We start from the raw sequence: 18416 nt of genomic DNA, 5'->3' as shown, positions 1-18416 counted from the left end.
TAGAGCATACAGGTATAAGTGAGGTGTGATTAAATAATATGACAGAAAATCATAGTCAACGAATCGAAGAGTACAAGGCAAAGCGCAGTCTGGAAAAGCTTGAGGGGAAGAGAGTTTACGACAAGCCAATTATTCGAACTGGTGATAAGGCAAGTTTTTATGGTGCAGGTCTAATTTTGTTAGGGTTTGGTTTGGGGGCTCTTTATCTACTTCTTAACCTTATAACAGATTGGGATTTAAAACTTTTCTCTCTCATCTGGGAAACACTTGCTGGATTAGGGATTGTTTTCAGTCTTTTTGGAGCGTTTAAAATTGGTCGATTAGAGTTACATACTGTGTCAATGATAGCAGACAAAGAGAAGAATTTTGACATTAAAAGAGCTTTCAATCTTTATAATGTCATCTACAAACCGACTAAGAAAGTTTTACTTCAATACGATAGTGAGGATGATAGTTTGATTTCTCTAAACGCTGGGGGTGATTTATTAGTTGAGCTCCTAAAGAAAGTTGAGGAAGAGAAATTGCCTTTTAATAAGATTAACAAAACTCTGAAATTAGAAGAAGTATCTGAAAATCATTGGAAAATGCAATATCGTTACAAGAAACAAGATATTGTATTAGAGCAAAGTAGTATATAGTATATGTCTTATTGCCTAGTCCTATTAACTTGATCTAGAAGGACTAATCTTTATAATTCTCTGAAAAATATTTCAAAAGGATTGCAGTTGAATGGTGCCTCGAAAGTTAGATAGAATTCTAAGGATAGAGGCTCGGCTCATCTCTGCAGTCTTTTTCTAAATGTTTCATTCTTTTTGAAAAAAACAAGAAAAAATTGTATAATGATAGGGTAAGTTATCTCTTGAGAGGTGATGATAATGCAGGTTCGTAAGGCAAGTAAGGATGATTGGCAACTAATCAAAAAAATATGTAGAGAAACTTGGTTGACTACCTATAAAGATATTTATTCCTCTTCCTACATAGAGCGAGTGTTTGACATTTTTTATAGCCAGGAACGTTTATATAAGGACTTGACTGAACTTTCTCCTGAATGGAATGGTTATTGGCTGGCAGAAATGAATGGGCAGGTGCTTGGTTGTATTGGTGGTGGAATGAGTGAGGACGGCAGAGCCAATGTTTATGTTCTCTACGTCTTGCCGCAGGCTCAACGTTTGGGAATCGGCCATGCATTACTGGAGACCTTGACAAGTTATCAAAAATCACAATATCAGGCTAGAGAGCAAGCCGTTACAGTAACGGAAGGAAATGTTGTCGGTCTTCCATTTTATGAAAAAGAAGGCTTTGTCTTTGAGTCTGCCACTGAAAATTGGATTGATAGCAGTCAAGCCAGAGATTTACACTATATCAGAAATATATAAATAAAGGAGTATTTTATGAAAGTCATTAAACGCAGTGGGGAAGTCGTTGACTTTGACCCAGATAAAATCTATCAAGCGGTATTAAAAGCAGCTCAAACCGTTTATGTCTTGACAGACGACCTCCGTCAAAATCTGGCCTTGGTGACAAAAAAGGTCGCATTAGATCTGGAAGAAGCCAAGGTTGAGCGTGCCACTATCAGTATGATTCAGTCTATGGTTGAAAACCGTCTCTTGGGAGCGGGCTATATCACTATTGCTGAGCATTATATTTCCTACCGCTTGCAGCGTGATTTGGAACGCAGTGGTTACGGTGACCATATCGCTGTCCATTTGCATTTTGAGCAAATTCGATAAAAATGCTGAGAGGCCCAGATGGGCTTTTTCGTTTGCAAAACTCAATTTATAAAGTCAGTGTAAAGGAGATTTTTCTTCAAAAGTTGTAATCGCATTCAAAATTTTTCCTTGTTTTTATTAGAAAAAGGCCTTTCAAAGCCAGTAAAATCAATATGTATAATCTGGACTTATGCTCTTCTTAATCTTTCTTAAGTAGACACTAGGACATATTAGATATAAAATGAAAGCGTCAACAAATACTGAGCTATAAAAATGAAAGCGCTCTTATACAAATAAAAACTATACAAAAGGAGTCAATAAAATGGCAACTAAAGAAGAAATTTTACGTGAACTATACCCTGAGGATCTTTTCCACTATGCTGATGGCTTGACATTGGGAGAAGCGGAAGTATTACAAGAAACTCGTCGTTTGATTGAAAAGCATCTTCGTCCAGTCATTAATGAATATTGGGAAGCACCTGATTTCCCATTTGAAGAATTCTATGCAGTTGCTAAAGGCGCTCAAATCATGAACAACCCTAAATTGTTCGAAGGTCGCGAAGGCAAGTACAAACCATCAGAACTTTACATCGCATTCTTGTATTTAGAATTAGGCCGTTTCGATGCGTCTATAGCGACTTTCTTCACAGTTCATGGTGGACTTTGCTACAACACAGTTTTGCTTGGTGGTGACGAGCGCCAACAAAAAGAATTCCTTCCTAAATTAGCTGCATTTGACTGGCAAGGATGTTTCGCTTTGACTGAGCCGTTGTCAGGTTCTGACATTGCTGGAGGTCTTGCGACAACAGCTGAGCGTGTTGGCGATAAATGGATTTTGAACGGAGAAAAACGTTGGATCGGTGGATCAGATACAGCTGATGTGGTTCCAGTATTTGCTCGCGACGTTGAAGATGGAAAAGTAAAATGTTTCATCGTTCGTAAAGGCGCTCCTGGATATCATGCAGAACCAATCCCTCACAAAACAGCTCTTCGTTGCGTACGTAATGGCCACATTACTATGAAGAATGTGGAAGTTCCAGATTCAGACCGTTTGGTAAACATCAATGGATTTGGCGATGTAGCTCGTATCTTGACATTCACTCGTGCTGACGTTGCTCACATTGCAACTGCTATCACTTGTGGCTCATACGTAGCAGCTCTTAAGTATGCTAAAGATCGTCAACAATTCAAACGTCCAATTGCTGCATTCCAAATCGTACAAGAAAAATTGGCTAGAATGCAAGCTAACGCAGTGGCAGTACTTTCATATTCAGCTCGTATTGCAGAAATGCAAGAAGCAGGTAACGAATTGATGTTGAACTCTGCACTTGCTAAGATGCACAACTCATTGGTAATGCGCGAAACAGTTGCACTTGCTCGTGAAACATGTGGTGGTAACGGAATCACTCTTGAAACTGATGTAGCTCGCTTCTTTGCAGATGCTGAAGCAATCTACACCTATGAAGGTTCTCATGAAGTGAATGCTTTGATTGTTGGTCGTGAAATTACTGGTATTGGAGCATTTGTATAATAATGAATTTGGAACGATTGCTCAGCATTTGCTAGTAATCGTTCCGATTCTTTCTTTTTGAAGTTTATATTTTGATAGTAAATAGGAGAAAAAAATGAGTATTTCAAAAGTGATGATTATCGGATCAGGTCAAATGGGAAGCGGTATTGCACAAGTCTTTGCTCAATCAGGTTTCACAGTTTACCTCAATGATATCAAGGAAGAGTTTGTTCAAAGAGGGCTAGATGGTATTACTAAGCAATTGTCTCGTTCTGTTGAAAAAGGTCGTTTGTCAGAAGAAGATAAAAACAGCATTTTGGCAAATCTGATTCCTTCTACATCTTATGAAGATGCTAAACATGTTCAATTGGTTATTGAAGCGGCTACTGAAAATCGCGACATCAAATTGAGCATTTTTAAACAGTTGGATGAGTTGACTGACCCTCAAACTATTTTGGCTTCAAACACTTCATCTCTATCTATTACTGATATTGCAGCTGCGACAGTTCATCAAGAACGTGTTATTGGTATGCACTTCTTCAACCCAGCACCAGTTATGAAATTGGTTGAAGTTATCCGTGCGCTTCAAACGTCAGATGAAGTTGTCAAAGCTGTTCGTGAATTGACTGAAAAAATCGGTAAAACAGCTGTAGACGTGAAAGATTCTTATGGTTTTGTTGTGAACCGCGTCTTGATTCCAATGATCAATGAGGCTATTTTCATCTTAGGAGAAGGAATTGCTTCAGCGGAAGAAATTGACGAAGCAATGAAACTAGGTGCTAATCACCCAATCGGCCCATTGGCATTGGCTGACTTGATCGGTCTTGATGTCTGCTTGGCTATCATGGGAGTGTTAAACAATGGATTTGGAGATCCTAAGTATCGTCCTGCTCCACTTCTGAAGAAGATGGTTGAAGCTGGTAAGCTTGGTCGCAAGACTAAAGAAGGATTCTTTAAATATTAAGATATAAGGAGCAAGAAATGAAAGAAGCAGTTATTGTAGCAGCAGTCCGCACACCTTTAGGTTCTTTTGGTGGAACTTTAAAAAATGTTTCGGCTGTTGATCTAGGTAGTTTAGTTATTAAAAGTGCTATTGAACGAGCAAATTTGAAACCAGAACAAGTTGATGAAGTTATCATGGGGAATGTTCTGGGTGCAGGTCTTGGTCAAAACGTAGCTCGTCAAATGAGTGTCAACGCAGGTGTCCCAGTAACTTCTCCAGCTTTCACTATTAATAAAGTTTGTGGCTCTGGTTTGAAAGCAGTTCAATTGGCGGCTCAAGCTGTATTGTGTGGAGATGCTGATATCGTTGTAGCCGGTGGGGCTGAAAACATGAGCCAAGCTCCTTATGTCCTTCCAAACCAACGTTGGGGCGCCCGTATGGGAGACTCCCAAGTAGTAGACACTATGCTTCGTGATGGCTTGACAGATGCCTTTGGATCCTTCCATATGGGAATTACAGCTGAAAACGTTGCTGAACAATATGGTATTACACGTGAAGACCAAGATAATTTTGCTGTGCAATCTCAAAAACGTGCAGTTGCAGCTATCGAAGCTGGTCGTTTCAAAGAAGAAATTGTTCCTGTTGAAATTCCGCAACGTAAAGGCGATCCTATCGTATTTGATACAGATGAATTCCCAAGAAAAGATGCTTCTCTTGAAGGATTGGGAAAATTGCGTCCAGTGTTCAAGAAAGATGGTACTGTGACTGCTGGTAATGCCTCAGGTATTAACGACGGTGCGGCAGCAGTAGTTGTTATGAGTGCTGATAAGGCTAAAGAATTGGGCGTTCCAGTTTTGGCAACGATCAAATCTTACGCAAGCGCTGGACTAGATCCAAAAATTATGGGTTGTGGCCCGATTTACGCAACTCGCAAAGCCCTTGAAAAAGGTGGATTTACAGTGGAAGATTTAGATTTGGTTGAATCCAATGAAGCATTTGCAGCGCAAGCATGTGCCGTTGGTAAAGAACTGAATCTTGATCCTGAAAAAGTCAATGTAAATGGTGGTGCGATTGCTCTTGGTCACCCAATCGGTGCTTCAGGCTGCCGTATTTTGGTAACACTTTTGCACGAAATGCAAAAACGTGATGTTAAACGTGGCCTTGCTACCCTTTGTATCGGTGGCGGTATGGGTACAGCGGTCATCGTAGAACGCTAGAATCTAGTTCATTTTTGAAGTTTTCCATTTATTTGCTTCTACTATATAAACAAGTCCTATCGATGAGCTGTTTTTTGCAAGCAAGCCTTGATAGGGCTTGTTTTATTTTTTAGAAAATTAATTTGGATATCAAAGCTATAAGCTTATCTTATTGATACATAAATAATGATTAAGTAGACGAAGTGTGAGAAATGGTATATCATAAGAATGTAAGCTCTTACATTTTTGGTTTAAGTATTTGTTGACACCATACTTAGTCATTCAATTTTATAAGTAGGAGCATAAAAATGAGTAAAACTGTTTTATTAGAAGTTAAAAATGGGATTGGATATATCACTATCAACCGTCCTGAAGCTTTGAACGCCTTGAGTTCTCAAGTTTTGGCTGATTTGAATGAAGTTCTTGATCAAGTTGAGAAAAGCGAGGAAATTCGCGTTGTCATCGTAACTGGAGCAGGAGAAAAAGCATTCGTCGCTGGAGCAGACATCAAGGAAATGGATTTGATGTCACCTATTCAAGCATTTGAATACATGACATTTGCAAATGATACATTTACTCGCCTTTCAGATTTACGCCAACCAACGATCGCAGTCCTCAATGGTTATGCACTCGGTGGTGGTATGGAGCTAGCACTTTCAACAGATATCCGTATTGGATTTGAAAAAACAGTGGTTGGCTTCCCAGAAGTTGGCTTGGGTATTATTCCAGGATTTGCTGGTACTCAACGGATGTCTCGCTTGATTGGAACTAGCCGTGCCAAAGAACTTATCTTCACTGCTCGTACAGTGAAAGGTCAAGAAGCCTATGACTTAGGTATTCTTAACAAACTGGTTCCTGCTGAAGAATTGTTGTCTTCAGCTGAAGAATTAGCCGCAGCCATCATGAAGAATGCACCGTTAGCTGTTGAAAAAGCAAAACATGTCATTCAAGTTGGTGCGGAACTTCCTCTTAAAAATGCAATCCGTCTGGAAACAGAAGCAGAAGCCTTGCTCTTCTCTACAGAAGACAAACTAGAAGGAATGCGTGCTTTTGTTGAAAAACGCAAAGCTGTTTTCAATCGTAAGTAAAAGAGGAGGTATCAGCATGAAATCAGTTGTATCATTATCAGACGCTATTTCTAAGGTCAAATCGGGTGATATCGTTGGAATTTCTGGATTCCTCGGTGTCGGTGAACCTTTTGAATTGATTGAAGAATTAGTAAAACAAAACCAGCAAGACTTGACTTTGGTATCGGTGGTAACATCTCATCCTGGTAAAGAAGTTGGGGTTGGACGACTTTGTGAAAATCACCAAGTGAAAAAATATATTGCAGCCCACGTAGGAACATCTGCAGCAGCTCAACGTGAGTATTTTGAAAAGAAGATGGAAGTCGAATTTACACCGATGGGAACTGTTGTCGAGCGTCTCCATGCAGCTGGAGCTGGCTTAGGAGCTGTTTTGACTCCGACAGGAGTCGGAACAATCTTAGAAAAAGATTATGAAAAAGTAGAACGTAATGGCCGTGAATACTTGGTCTATGATCCACTTAAAATCGATGTTGCCTTAATCAAAGCGACTAAAGCTGACAAATACGGCAACTTGTATATCGATGGTACTACGAAAAACATTTCCTTGCAATTAGCTCTCGCAGCAGATACTGTTATCGTTGAAGCGAATGAAATTGTTGAAGCTGGCGAAATTCATCCGAATGATATTTATATTCCGGGCATCCTTGTTGACTATGTCGTCCAAAGCTTGACTCCAGAAGAACACCATAAAATGATGGGTGATCTTTGGACAGAGACTAAAAAATTGGCGGGGGTGAACTAATATGAAAGCAAAAGAAATTATTGCAAGACGTGTTGCACAAGAATTTAAAGATGGAGATGTTGTCAATCTAGGATTTGGTATTCCAAACGCATCTGCTGACTATATTCCTGAGGGAGTAAACGTTATTCTTCAGGCTGAAAATGGAGCGCTTCGCTTTGGTGAAACACCAACGAAAGATACTTACAATCCAAACCTAGCAAACTCTGGCGGAGCGCCAATTACTCTCTTACCTGGAGCAGCATTGTTTGACTTGCAGACTTCCTTCGCGATCATCCGTGGTGGACACGTTGATGCGACCGTGCTAGGAGCTTTGGAAGTAAGCCAAGATGGTAGTATCGCCAACTGGATTATTCCAGGTAAGTTTGCCCCAGGAATGGGTGGAGCGATGGACTTGTTGGTTGGAGCGAAGCGTGTTATCGGTGCAATTCAGCATACTACTTCAGACGGTGAATCTAAACTCTTGCCAGAGTGTACTTTGCCACTTTCTGCCAAAGGAGTTCTTGATTTAGTCATTACAGAGTTGGCTGTCTTTGGTTTCCAAGATGGTAAGTTCCTCTTGAAAGAGCTTGCTCCCGGTGTTACCCTAGAGGAAGTTCTTGAAAAGACAGCAGGAGAAGTAATTGTTTCAGAAGACTTGAAAACGATGTCAATCTAATAAGGTTAGTAAGCAATTAATCTCCTCTTTCTCTGAAAGTGTGTTACTATGTGTTTATAACAACTTGAGCGATGATTAGTTTTTAATCAGAATACTAGCAACTGGTCATCATGGTTCGAGGGCCAGTTGCTGTTTTATTTATGGCAAATTACCTCGTGAAATTTGAAAGATGGGAGACGAAAAGTGGATATAATTCAAATGACTTACTTTATCAATATCGTCGAATGTGGATGCAATCTTTCTATCGCAGCTAAGAAAATTCATATCAGCCAGTCAGCCTTGAGTCAGTTTGTTACAAATTTTGAATCAACGGAAGGAATCCAGCTCTTCAATCGCAGAAATGGAAGATTAGAGAGTCTGACGGAAGCTGGTGGTAAGATTTACCGTTTTGCCACAGAGATTGTCAACCGGCATGAAGAGATGCAGTCAATGATTCATATGGAAGCTCTTAAACAAAAAGGTACCTTTAACTTGGGCATTCCGTCATTGATTTTACGTGTATATTTTTCTAGTATTTTACCAAAATTTTTACAAGACAATCCGCAAGTCAACATTCAGGTTACTGAGGATGGAAGTAATGAATTACGTCAAAAGCTGGTTGCAGGGGATCTGAATTTTGCAGTATTAATCGAACCTACCAATCTGGATCCAAAAAAATATGAACAGTATATCATTCAAGTTGATGAATACGTGGCCTATATGGATAAGAATCATCCCTTGGCAAACAAAGAATTGTTGAAATGGAAAGATATCGCTCAGTACGGTTTAGCGACCTTTAATAAATCATTTACAACCTACGATTTAATCACTGAAAAATTAAAGAGTAAAAAGATAAAAGCAAATTTTGCCTATTTATCATCGACATGGGATTTCTTGATAGAGTCAACTTATCAAAACGATATGATCGCACTGTTACCTCGTCCTTTAGAGTATTTTGTCGATAAGAATAAATTCAAGGTTGTGCGCTTTAAGGATCCGGTGCCTTTCAATATTTGGTTCTGCCGGCCTTATAAAGCAAGCTACAATGAGGTAGAAGCATACGTATATGAGGAGCTTTTAAAAGGTTATTATCAGCCTCTTTCTGAGCCACATCCATAGAGGGGAGAATTGATGATGAAGTCCAGTACCAAAACAGCAGCATTGAGTTCATATGTAAATACAGCTATTAGAGACTACATGAAAAATCATGATGAGTCAGTCGACTTTCCTCAGGAGATTTGGGAAGTAATGACGACGGATTTGGATATTTTTTCACCGATTTTGTCAGAAGGCGATCAGGCTTTGGCTTCTGATTTTATCAGCTCTATTCGAATGATTTCGAATGAATTTCCAGCTCTTTCAACTATATTGCTGACCCAAGGTTGTTATGGTGTTTATCCGATTTTGAAGTTTGGTACGGGGCAACAGAAAGAGCGTTATCTGAACAAGTTGGTAAAGGGAACTTGTAAAGCAGGTCTTGGATTTTCTGAGTCTAAGCATCTAAATAGTTTGGCAGATTTGGAGACCTATGCGATTAAGACAGAGACAGGGTGGCAACTTTCGGGAGAAAAAGCCAAAGTGTCGAATAGCAGCATTGCGGATATTCTCTTGGTATTAGCTAAAGTAAGTGAAACTGGAAAGCCTGATTCTTACGGCTTCTTCATTGTGGAGACGAAAGCTTCGGGTGTGCTCATTGGTGAGCAGATAGAAAAGCAAGGTTTACTAGGACTTCCACTAAGTTCTGTTACCTTAGATAATGTACACCTGCCGGAAACTGCTTTATTAGGCGGAGTCTTGGCTGGAAATGAGCAATTTAATGATATCATAAAGAATATGCAACTTGGCTTGAGTGCGGTTGCTTTAGGAGTTGCCGAAGGTGCTTTTCATAAGGGTCTTGAGTTTGCACGTGTAAAAAGAGGATTCGGCAAGCGACTGATGGATGTTGAGTTGCATCAGTACAAGTTTGCAGATCTGTACAATAAAATTTGTGCTGCAGATGCTTATTTCTCATCCTATCCTAATCAAATAGAAGAAGATTCCAAGTTTGTTGCACGGATAAAGCTATATATGACTAAGGTAGCGCTAGAGGTTACAGATGAAATTCTCCGTCTTATCGGGCCTTTACAAAAATTTGATCATGTGAATATCAAACGCTATTTTAAAGATGCTGAAATTATTGAGAATTATGGACGGTCAGGGAATTCGATCAGAAAAGAAATCGCAGAAAGATGGTTAAAGGAGTAAAAGATGACAGAACTCAAATTACAAGAGTATCAGTTTGGGGAAATGAAGCTGACTTGGTTGCGTGGAGCGGATAAGCTCACAGATGCAGGCACCTTGTTTGGCCCGGTACCAAAGGTTGTTTGGTCACGTTATTATCCAACAACAGAAGAAAATATGATGGCTGAACTGACAGATCCGATTTTGATTCAATACAAGGGGCAAAATTATTTAATAGATGCTAGTTTTGATACGGCTAAGCTGTCTGATAAACAACACCGCAATCTCGGTATTCTTTCTGAGAGCCGCGTTGAAGAAAGCTTGGCACTCTTGGGATTAAAGCCAGAAGATATTTCCCATATTTTAATGACGCACATGCACCATGATCACTCTGGCGGTTTGACTAGACTAGATGAAAACAATCAGCTTGTTTCAAAATTCCCAAATGCAAAGATTTTTGTAAATGAGATAGAATGGTACGAAATGCGAAATCCCAATAGTCGGACAAGGGGAACTTATCTGAAGGAAAATTGGGAGCCAATCCAGGATCAGGTTGAAACTTTTACTGAATATCTGAACGTCATTCCAGAAATTCAAATGGTTCATACAGGCGGTCACAGTAATGGTCACAGCATCATCTTGCTCAAACAGGGCGAGGAAACCATGATTCATATGGCTGATTTGGTGCTGACTCATGCTCATCGGAAACCTCTGTGGGTTGCTGCAGTAGATGATTATCCGATGCGCTCAATTGTTGCCAAAGACAAATGGCTCAAAGAAGCTTTTGAAAACCACTATAAGTTTTTCTTTTACCACGATCAATTTTTCGCAGTTGCTGAGTTTGACCAGACTGGCGAGGAGTTTGTTGATTATGTGACTAGGATTCGTGAACCGCGAGTTCCATTCACAGATAAACAGGATCGCAAACCATCATTTTTATAAGAATAGAGAATCGCTTCTATCAGTTCGAGGGAGCGATTTTACTATTTTATTCTCTATTTTTTTGGTATAATGAGATACTAGAAGATTGTAAGAAAGAGGTTTTTAATGGCAACGATTCAATGGTTTCCGGGGCACATGTCCAAGGCTCGGAGACAGGTTCAAGAAAGTATTAAATTTGTAGATTTTGTGACGATTTTGGTGGATGCGAGGCTGCCTCTATCCAGTCAAAATCCTATGTTGACTAAAATTGTTGGGGACAAGCCCAAGTTATTGATTTTAAACAAGGCTGACCTAGCGGATCCAAATTTAACAAAGGAATGGCAGGCCTATTTTGAAAGTCAGGGAATCAAAACCTTGGCTATTAACTCTAAGGAACAATCTGCAGTTAAAAAAGTGACCGAAGCAGCTAAGAAATTAATGGCTGATAAGCTAGCTCGCCAGCGGGAAAGAGGAATTCAAATCGAAACCTTGCGGACCATGATTATCGGGATTCCCAATGCTGGAAAGTCAACGCTGATGAACCGACTGGCTGGTAAGAAAATCGCGATAGTCGGCAATAAACCAGGGGTCACCAAAGGTCAGCAGTGGCTCAAGTCCAATAAGGATTTGGAAATTCTAGATACACCGGGTATTCTTTGGCCAAAATTTGAAGATGAAATGGTGGCTTTGAAACTCGCTTTGACGGGAGCTATCAAGGACAATTTGCTGCCCATGGATGAGGTCACGATTTTCGGACTCAATTATTTCAAAGAGCATTATCCCAAGGCACTGCAGGAGCGTTTTAAGCAGCTGGATTTAGAGCTGGAAGCGCCAGACATGATTATGGATATGACCCAGAAATTGGGCTTCAGAGAGGACTATGATCGTTTTTACAGTCTCTTTGTCAAGGAAGTGCGTGATGGGCGCTTAGGTCGCTATACATTGGATACATTGGAGGAATTGGATGGCCACGATTAAGGAAATCCAAGAGCAACTGGCTCAAGTTTCTGACTTGCAAGATCCGCTTTTTCAGGCTTTAAAGCAGGATGAGCGAAGCGGTGTTCAAAAGCTATTACTCAAGCGCCAAAAAGAAATCCAAGCAGAGCTAGATGAAGACTTACGTCTAGAGTACATGCTGCGCTATGAAAAAGAACTCTATAGTCTAGGATTTCAGGCGATTGCTGGCATTGATGAAGTCGGACGAGGTCCCTTAGCTGGTCCAGTGGTTGCAGCAGCAGTCATTCTGCCTCCTAACTGCAAAATCAAAGGGCTGAATGACAGTAAAAAGATTCCTAAGAAAAAGCATGAGGAAATTTATCAAGCAGTACTAGATCAGGCTTTGTCCGTTGGCTTGGGCATTATGGATAATCAAACGATCGACCGAGTCAATATCTATGAAGCGACCAAGCTAGCCATGACAGAAGCGGTAGGTCAGCTCAAGATAAAGCCGGATTATCTCTTGATTGATGCGATGAAGTTAGACTTGCCCTTGCCCCAGCAGTCTCTTATCAAGGGCGATGCCAATTCCCTATCCATCGCTGCGGCTTCTATCGTAGCCAAGGTGACGAGGGACAAGATGATGGCGGAATTTGATCAGGTTTATCCAGGCTATGACTTTGCCCAAAATGCCGGCTATGGCACTAAGCTGCATCTGGAAGGACTGGACAAATACGGTGTCACACCGATTCACCGCAGAAGCTTTGAACCGATTAAATCCATGATAAATTCATAAGAAATCCTAATCTTTTGAGGAGACAAGTGTGACTAGCGAATACCAAAAAATGATTGCAGGAGAGAACTACAGCCCTCAAGATCCTGAATTGAGAGCATTGGCTGCTCGCTCGCGAGATTTTCAGTATCGTTTTAACCAAGAACGAGATGTTGAAAAACGCAGTGCTATTGCCAAGGAGTGGTTTGGCAGTACAGGGGAGAATCTGTGGTTGCATCCAGATTTGGTCTGTGATTATGGAGTTAACATTCACTTGGGGGAGAATTTCTATTCCAACTGGAATTTGACCATGCTGGATGTCTGTCCTATTACCATTGGAAAGAATGCCATGCTGGGGCCCAATTGTCAGTTTTTGACACCGCTCCATCCGCTTGACCCAGTGGAAAGAAATTCCGGTATTGAATACGGGGCGCCGATTAAGATTGGTGATAATTTCTGGGCTGGTGGCGGCGTAACGATTCTGCCTGGAGTGACCCTAGGAGATAATGTCGTAGTTGGAGCTGGTGCAGTGGTGACTAAATCATTTGGCGATAACCTAGTCCTAGCCGGCAATCCTGCTAAGATTATTAAGGAAATTCCTGTTCATGAAGAATAGAAGAACCCAACAATTTTCTCAAGCATTAATCGAATAAGAAACAAGGAACTGTATTGCAGTTCTTTTTTTGAACTTTTTTACGAATAAGAAAGTGAGGTGATAAAAATGAATAATTTTGAAATTTATAAAATGAAAAAAGCTGGCTTGACCAATCAACAGGTCTTAAATATCTTGAGGTATGCAGAAAATAAAGAAGGAGAGCTATCTTTACGAGACAAGGCCGTCGTCTCTGAGTGTCGCAATCCCGCACTCTTTACGGAAAAATACAAGCGACTTGATCTACCAGCTTTGAAAGAAGAATTTGAACGTTTTCCGTCCTTTTCAATCTTGGATGATGTGTATCCTTGGGATCTATGCGAGATTTACGATGCACCGACTTTGCTATTTTATCAAGGAAATCTAAACTTGCTAGAAATGCCCAAGATAGCCATTGTCGGTAGTCGAGACAGCAGTAAGCAGGGCAATGCTGCTGTGCAGAAAATCATCAAGGAGTTGAATAATGAGCTGGTTATCGTTAGCGGGCTGGCTCGTGGGATTGATACCGTGGCCCACATGGCTGCCCTGCAAAATGGTGGCCAAACTATTGCTGTCATTGGGACGGGACTAGATGTCTTCTATCCCAAGGCCAATCAAAAACTGCAGGCTTATATTGGCAAAAATCATCTATTGCTGACGGAGTATGGTCCGAGTGAACAGCCATTGAAATTCCATTTTCCAGAGCGAAATCGTATCATCGCAGGTCTTTGTCGAGGCGTCATCGTGGCAGAAGCCAAGATGCGCTCAGGCAGTCTGATTACCTGTGAGCGGGCAATGGAAGAGGGGCGGGATGTTTTTGCCATTCCAGGGTCTATTTTAGATGGAAAATCTGACGGTTGTCATCATTTGATTCAAGAGGGCGCAAAGTGCATCACATCAGGCTCTGACGTTATATCTGAGTTCCAATTCTAAAACAAGTTTTCCTATAGAGAATGTTGTGAGTTGACATCTATCAAAAAATAGTTTACACTCTATAAGATTTATTTCTTATAGAAGGTGTCTAATTTGGTAACAAAAACAAAGAAAAAGTCTACGACCAAGAAAAATCTTGTCATTGTAGAGTCGCCTGCCAAGGCAAAAACAATAGAAAAATATCTGGGACGAAACTACAAGGTTCTAGCCAGTGTCGGGCATATCCGTGACCTGAAAAAGTCTACGATGTCCATTGATTTTGAGAACAACTATGAGCCTCAATACATCAATATTCGTGGTAAAGGTCCCTTGATTAATGACTTGAAAAAAGAAGCGAAGAAAGCTAAGCAAGTCTTTCTGGCAAGTGACCCGGACCGCGAAGGAGAAGCTATTTCTTGGCATCTGGCTCACATTCTCAATCTGGATGAGAAAGAGAAAAACCGTGTCGTCTTCAATGAAATCACCAAGGATGCGGTCAAGAATGCTTTTAAAGAGCCGCGTCAGATTGATATGGATTTGGTAAATGCCCAGCAAGCTCGTCGGGTTCTGGACCGTTTAGTTGGTTATTCCATTTCTCCGATTCTTTGGAAGAAAGTCAAAAAAGGTCTGTCAGCTGGTCGAGTGCAGTCTGTCGCTCTCAAGCTGATTATCGACCGTGAAAATGAAATCAACGCCTTCAAACCGGAAGAATATTGGACAATTGACGGAACCTTTAAGAAAGGGACTCGTCAGTTCCAGGCAAGCTTCTATGGCATGAATGGTAAGAAGATGAAGCTGACCAACAACGAGGATGTCAAAGAAGTCTTGTCTCATCTTAAGGGAGATGACTTTACAGTCGACAGTGTTGAAAAGAAAGAGCGTCGACGCAATGCTCCGCTGCCATACACGACTTCCTCTATGCAGCAGGATGCCGCTAATAAGATTAATTTCCGGACTCGTAAGACCATGATGGTAGCTCAGCAGCTCTATGAGGGTATTAATATCGGTTCTGGCGTACAAGGTCTGATTACGTATATGCGTACCGACTCGACTCGGATCAGTCCAGTAGCGCAAAATGAAGCGGCAAGCTTTATCACGGATAAATTTGGTGCCAAATATTCCAAACATGGCAGCAAGGTGAAAAATGCTTCGGGTGCTCAAGATGCCCACGAGGCCATTCGTCCTTCCAGCGTTTTCAATACTCCAGAAAGCATTGCAAAATATCTGGATAAGGATCAGCTTAAGCTATATACGCTAATCTGGAATCGCTTTGTAGCCAGCCAAATGACAGCAGCGGTCTTTGACACCATGAATGTCAAATTAGAGCAAAACGGTGTCCAATTTGCAGCTAACGGTAGTCAAGTTAAATTCGATGGTTATTTGGCTATCTATAATGACTCTGACAAGAATAAAATGCTGCCGGACATGGAAAAAGGTGATACCGTCAAGAGTGTCAATACGTATCCAGAACAACACTTTACCCAGCCGCCAGCTCGCTATTCTGAAGCAACGCTCATCAAGACTTTGGAAGAAAATGGCGTTGGTCGTCCATCTACCTATGCACCGACCATTGAAACCATTCAGAAACGCTACTATGTTAAATTGGTTTCCAAGCGCTTTGAACCGACAGAATTGGGTGAAATAGTCAATGCGCTGATTGTCGAATTCTTCCCAGGCATCGTAAATGTGAAATTTACAGCCGAAATGGAAGCAAAACTGGATGATGTAGAAGTTGGCAAAGAGCAGTGGCAGAAAGTTATTGACGAGTTTTATCGACCTTTTGAAAAGGAAGTCGCTAAAGCCGAGACTGAAATGGAGAAAATCCAAATCAAGGATGAGCCAGCCGGTTTTGACTGTGAAGTCTGTGGCAGTCCAATGGTCATCAAGTTGGGTCGGTTTGGCAAGTTCTATGCCTGCAGCAATTTCCCAGACTGTCGTCATACCCAAGCTATTGTCAAGGAAATCGGCGTGACCTGTCCACAGTGTCAGAAAGGTCAAGTTATCGAGCGTAAGACTAAGCGAAATCGTATTTTCTATGGCTGTGATCGTTATCCAGACTGTGATTTCACATCTTGGGACAAGCCTGTTGGGCGTAACTGTCCAAAATGTGACCATTATCTAGTTGAAAAGAAAGTTCGTGGGGGCGGCAAGCAAGTGGTCTGCAGCAATGGCGACTATCAAGAGGAAAAAGTGAAATAAGTTGTATTGTTCAATCTATTTAAAAAAATAAGGAACAGGCTATGACAGATAAATTTGCAGAATTTCTAAAAATCGCGTCTCAACTGAACAAGATGGGAATCGTTCCACTGCTGATGGGTTCTCTAGGTCTGGAGCAGGTTACTGGTCAGGACTGGCAGGCGCGTGATATCGACATTCACGTTCACGGTGATGAGCGTGGCTGGGAAGCACCTGATGAAGAGCGTATTTACGATATGGATAAGATTGAACCCATGATGGAGCGCTTGGGCTATCGTTTGGTCGACCTGCACGAGCATGAATTCCAAAAAGAAGGTTTGTCTATTGAATTCGGGGTCATGGAAACGCTAGAGGCATTTTCAGGTGTACCAATAGCTGAACTAACTCGAAAAGAAGTTGATGGTATTGAGTTTTTACTGCCAACTGCAGAGCAATTTTTAGCTATCTACCGCGCCTCTTCCCAAGATTCTTACCGAAATGATAATAACAATCATAAAGATTTTGCTAAGATTGCTTATTTAGAAAAAATGACATAATAATGGACAGACGGGAATCCTCCTGTCTGTCTTTTTTACTATCTTTTTGTTATAATGGTCAGAGTGAAAATCTAGAAATATCCAAGGGAGAGTATCATGTCATCATCCTATATCAATGTTATCGGTGCTGGTCTTGCTGGCAGTGAAGCGGCTTACCAGATCGCTAAGCGCGGAATCCCAGTCAAACTTTATGAAATGCGAGGTGTGAAATCAACGCCTCAACACAAGACTGCAGATTTTGCAGAATTGGTCTGCTCTAATTCTCTGAGAGGAGATGCGCTGACCAATGCAGTTGGCCTCCTCAAAGAAGAAATGCGACGGTTGGACTCGGTCATTTTAAGAGCTGCAGAAGCGACTCGGGTGCCGGCGGGTGGCGCTCTAGCGGTTGATAGAGAAGGTTTCTCGCAGATGGTGACTGAGCTAGTATCCAATCATCCACTGATTGAAGTCATGCGCGAGGAAATCACCGAAATTCCAGAGGAGGCCATTACAGTCATTGCGACAGGTCCGCTGACTAGCGATGCTTTGGCAGAAAAAATCCACGCGCTCAATGGAGGCGACGGTTTTTATTTCTACGACGCAGCAGCGCCAATCATCGATGTCAATACCATTGATATGACCAAGGTTTATCTCAAATCTCGTTATGACAAAGGCGAAGCGGCCTATCTCAACGCGCCGATGACCAAGCAAGAATTTATGGATTTCCATGAAGCTTTGGTCAATGCGGAGGAAGCACCGCTTAATTCCTTTGAAAAAGAAAAATACTTTGAAGGCTGTATGCCTATTGAAGTTATGGCCAAGCGAGGCATTAAAACCATGCTTTATGGTCCGATGAAGCCGGTTGGCTTGGAATACCCAGATGATTATCAAGGACCTCGGGATGGTGCATATAAGACTCCATACGCTGTGGTGCAGCTTCGTCAGGACAATGCAGCAGGCAGTCTTTACAACATTGTCGGCTTCCAAACTCATCTCAAGTGGGGAGAGCAAAAGCGTGTCTTTCAAATGATTCCTGGCCTTGAAAATGCAGAATTTGTCCGCTATGGTGTCATGCACCGTAACTCCTATATGGACTCTCCAAATCTGCTGGAACAGACTTTCCTCTCTAAGAAACAGCCCAATCTTTTCTTTGCAGGTCAAATGACAGGTGTTGAAGGTTATGTCGAATCAGCAGCTTCTGGGCTGGTTGCTGGTATCAATGCCGCTCGACTCTTCAATGGAGAAGAAGCACTTGTTTTCCCAGAAACAACAGCAATCGGCAGTCTGCCGCATTATATCACTCACGCTGATAGCAAGCACTTCCAACCGATGAATGTCAATTTCGGTATTATCAAAGAGCTAGATGGCCCTCGGATTCGTGATAAGAAAGAGCGCTATGAGAAGATTGCTGAGCGTGCCTTGCAGGATTTACAGCCTTATTTGGATAAATAATCTATTTTCTATCATTATCTAATAAAAATCATTAAAAAG

The 18416-nt window shown here is 41.4% G+C and carries 19 protein-coding genes; all 19 read left to right on the top strand.

The features are described 5' to 3' along the window. Nucleotides 1–38 precede the first annotated feature (38 nt). A complete protein-coding gene (locus tag A0765_RS06010) occupies nt 39–638 on the top strand; it encodes a hypothetical protein (protein WP_062005289.1) in 600 nt (199 codons plus the stop codon). 237 nt (nt 639–875) lie between these two features. Continuing rightward, nucleotides 876–1376: a GNAT family N-acetyltransferase gene (locus A0765_RS06005; protein WP_062005287.1), complete on the top strand. Its 501-nt coding sequence runs from the start codon at nt 876–878 to the stop codon at nt 1374–1376. A 15-nt stretch (nt 1377–1391) separates the two neighbouring features. Then, nucleotides 1392–1730 (top strand): ATP cone domain-containing protein, encoded by a 339-nt coding sequence (locus A0765_RS06000; RefSeq protein ID WP_005590355.1) that lies wholly within the window; start codon nt 1392–1394, stop codon nt 1728–1730. 301 nt (nt 1731–2031) lie between these two features. Then, nucleotides 2032–3240 (top strand): acyl-CoA dehydrogenase FadE, encoded by a 1209-nt coding sequence (gene fadE / locus A0765_RS05995; RefSeq protein ID WP_062005285.1) that lies wholly within the window; start codon nt 2032–2034, stop codon nt 3238–3240. A gap of 94 nt (nt 3241–3334) precedes the next feature. Next, entirely contained in the window at nt 3335–4183 is an 849-nt protein-coding gene (locus A0765_RS05990) for a 3-hydroxybutyryl-CoA dehydrogenase (RefSeq protein ID WP_061908982.1), read from the top strand. A gap of 17 nt (nt 4184–4200) precedes the next feature. Further along, entirely contained in the window at nt 4201–5379 is a 1179-nt protein-coding gene (locus tag A0765_RS05985; protein ID WP_062005283.1) for an acetyl-CoA C-acetyltransferase, read from the top strand. 287 nt (nt 5380–5666) lie between these two features. Then, nucleotides 5667–6446 carry an enoyl-CoA hydratase/isomerase family protein gene (locus tag A0765_RS05980; RefSeq protein WP_015604980.1) on the top strand — a complete coding sequence of 260 codons (780 nt, stop codon included), beginning with the start codon at nt 5667–5669 and terminating at the stop codon, nt 6444–6446. Between the two features lie 16 nt (nt 6447–6462). Continuing rightward, nucleotides 6463–7188 (top strand): CoA transferase subunit A, encoded by a 726-nt coding sequence (locus A0765_RS05975; protein ID WP_005590349.1) that lies wholly within the window; start codon nt 6463–6465, stop codon nt 7186–7188. Between the two features lies 1 nt (nt 7189). Continuing rightward, the gene (locus A0765_RS05970; protein WP_061422823.1) at nt 7190–7843 is read left to right on the top strand and encodes a 3-oxoacid CoA-transferase subunit B; all 654 of its coding nucleotides are present in this window, start codon (nt 7190–7192) and stop codon (nt 7841–7843) included. A 183-nt stretch (nt 7844–8026) separates the two neighbouring features. After that, on the top strand, nt 8027–8941 hold the full coding sequence (locus A0765_RS05965) for a LysR family transcriptional regulator (RefSeq protein WP_166492635.1): 915 nt from the start codon (nt 8027–8029) through the stop codon (nt 8939–8941). A 12-nt stretch (nt 8942–8953) separates the two neighbouring features. Next, a complete protein-coding gene (locus tag A0765_RS05960; RefSeq protein WP_062005281.1) occupies nt 8954–10066 on the top strand; it encodes an acyl-CoA dehydrogenase family protein in 1113 nt (370 codons plus the stop codon). Between the two features lie 3 nt (nt 10067–10069). Then, nucleotides 10070–10984, top strand: coding sequence for an MBL fold metallo-hydrolase (locus tag A0765_RS05955; RefSeq protein WP_062005278.1), 915 nt, complete (start codon nt 10070–10072; stop codon nt 10982–10984). Between the two features lie 105 nt (nt 10985–11089). Further along, nucleotides 11090–11941, top strand: a complete 852-nt coding sequence (ylqF, locus tag A0765_RS05950) for a ribosome biogenesis GTPase YlqF (protein WP_045497395.1) — start codon at nt 11090–11092, stop codon at nt 11939–11941. Further along, on the top strand, nt 11928–12695 hold the full coding sequence (gene rnhB / locus A0765_RS05945) for a ribonuclease HII (RefSeq protein ID WP_062005276.1): 768 nt from the start codon (nt 11928–11930) through the stop codon (nt 12693–12695). Before ylqF ends, rnhB begins: the two co-directional genes overlap by 14 nt. A gap of 28 nt (nt 12696–12723) precedes the next feature. Beyond that, nucleotides 12724–13287: a sugar O-acetyltransferase gene (locus tag A0765_RS05940; RefSeq protein WP_062005274.1), complete on the top strand. Its 564-nt coding sequence runs from the start codon at nt 12724–12726 to the stop codon at nt 13285–13287. Nucleotides 13288–13392: 105 nt separating this feature from the next. Continuing rightward, nucleotides 13393–14235, top strand: coding sequence for a DNA-processing protein DprA (gene dprA / locus A0765_RS05935; RefSeq protein ID WP_062005272.1), 843 nt, complete (start codon nt 13393–13395; stop codon nt 14233–14235). A gap of 84 nt (nt 14236–14319) precedes the next feature. Continuing rightward, nucleotides 14320–16413: a type I DNA topoisomerase gene (gene topA / locus A0765_RS05930; protein ID WP_142325643.1), complete on the top strand. Its 2094-nt coding sequence runs from the start codon at nt 14320–14322 to the stop codon at nt 16411–16413. A gap of 41 nt (nt 16414–16454) precedes the next feature. Next, nucleotides 16455–16946 carry a hypothetical protein gene (locus tag A0765_RS05925; RefSeq protein WP_062005268.1) on the top strand — a complete coding sequence of 164 codons (492 nt, stop codon included), beginning with the start codon at nt 16455–16457 and terminating at the stop codon, nt 16944–16946. A 96-nt stretch (nt 16947–17042) separates the two neighbouring features. Next, entirely contained in the window at nt 17043–18377 is a 1335-nt protein-coding gene (gene trmFO / locus A0765_RS05920) for a methylenetetrahydrofolate--tRNA-(uracil(54)-C(5))-methyltransferase (FADH(2)-oxidizing) TrmFO (RefSeq protein WP_062005266.1), read from the top strand. The last annotated feature ends 39 nt before the right edge of the window (nt 18378–18416 follow it).

This window comes from Streptococcus cristatus (assembly GCF_001588905.1).
Classification (GTDB): domain Bacteria; phylum Bacillota; class Bacilli; order Lactobacillales; family Streptococcaceae; genus Streptococcus; species Streptococcus cristatus_N.
This window is presented reverse-complemented; position numbering and strand designations above follow the sequence as displayed.

Excerpts from the sequence above, each read along its gene's own strand:
- A0765_RS06010 (WP_062005289.1), top strand. The coding sequence starts at position 39 with ATGACAGAAAATCATAGTCAACGAATCGAAGAGTACAAGGCAAAGCGC.
- A0765_RS06005 (WP_062005287.1), top strand. The coding sequence starts at position 876 with ATGCAGGTTCGTAAGGCAAGTAAGGATGATTGGCAACTAATCAAAAAA.
- A0765_RS06000 (WP_005590355.1), top strand. The coding sequence starts at position 1,392 with ATGAAAGTCATTAAACGCAGTGGGGAAGTCGTTGACTTTGACCCAGAT.
- fadE (WP_062005285.1), top strand. The coding sequence starts at position 2,032 with ATGGCAACTAAAGAAGAAATTTTACGTGAACTATACCCTGAGGATCTT.
- A0765_RS05990 (WP_061908982.1), top strand. The coding sequence starts at position 3,335 with ATGAGTATTTCAAAAGTGATGATTATCGGATCAGGTCAAATGGGAAGC.
- A0765_RS05985 (WP_062005283.1), top strand. The coding sequence starts at position 4,201 with ATGAAAGAAGCAGTTATTGTAGCAGCAGTCCGCACACCTTTAGGTTCT.
- A0765_RS05980 (WP_015604980.1), top strand. The coding sequence starts at position 5,667 with ATGAGTAAAACTGTTTTATTAGAAGTTAAAAATGGGATTGGATATATC.
- A0765_RS05975 (WP_005590349.1), top strand. The coding sequence starts at position 6,463 with ATGAAATCAGTTGTATCATTATCAGACGCTATTTCTAAGGTCAAATCG.
- A0765_RS05970 (WP_061422823.1), top strand. The coding sequence starts at position 7,190 with ATGAAAGCAAAAGAAATTATTGCAAGACGTGTTGCACAAGAATTTAAA.
- A0765_RS05960 (WP_062005281.1), top strand. The coding sequence starts at position 8,954 with ATGATGAAGTCCAGTACCAAAACAGCAGCATTGAGTTCATATGTAAAT.
- A0765_RS05955 (WP_062005278.1), top strand. The coding sequence starts at position 10,070 with ATGACAGAACTCAAATTACAAGAGTATCAGTTTGGGGAAATGAAGCTG.
- ylqF (WP_045497395.1), top strand. The coding sequence starts at position 11,090 with ATGGCAACGATTCAATGGTTTCCGGGGCACATGTCCAAGGCTCGGAGA.
- rnhB (WP_062005276.1), top strand. The coding sequence starts at position 11,928 with ATGGCCACGATTAAGGAAATCCAAGAGCAACTGGCTCAAGTTTCTGAC.
- dprA (WP_062005272.1), top strand. The coding sequence starts at position 13,393 with ATGAATAATTTTGAAATTTATAAAATGAAAAAAGCTGGCTTGACCAAT.
- A0765_RS05925 (WP_062005268.1), top strand. The coding sequence starts at position 16,455 with ATGACAGATAAATTTGCAGAATTTCTAAAAATCGCGTCTCAACTGAAC.
- trmFO (WP_062005266.1), top strand. The coding sequence starts at position 17,043 with ATGTCATCATCCTATATCAATGTTATCGGTGCTGGTCTTGCTGGCAGT.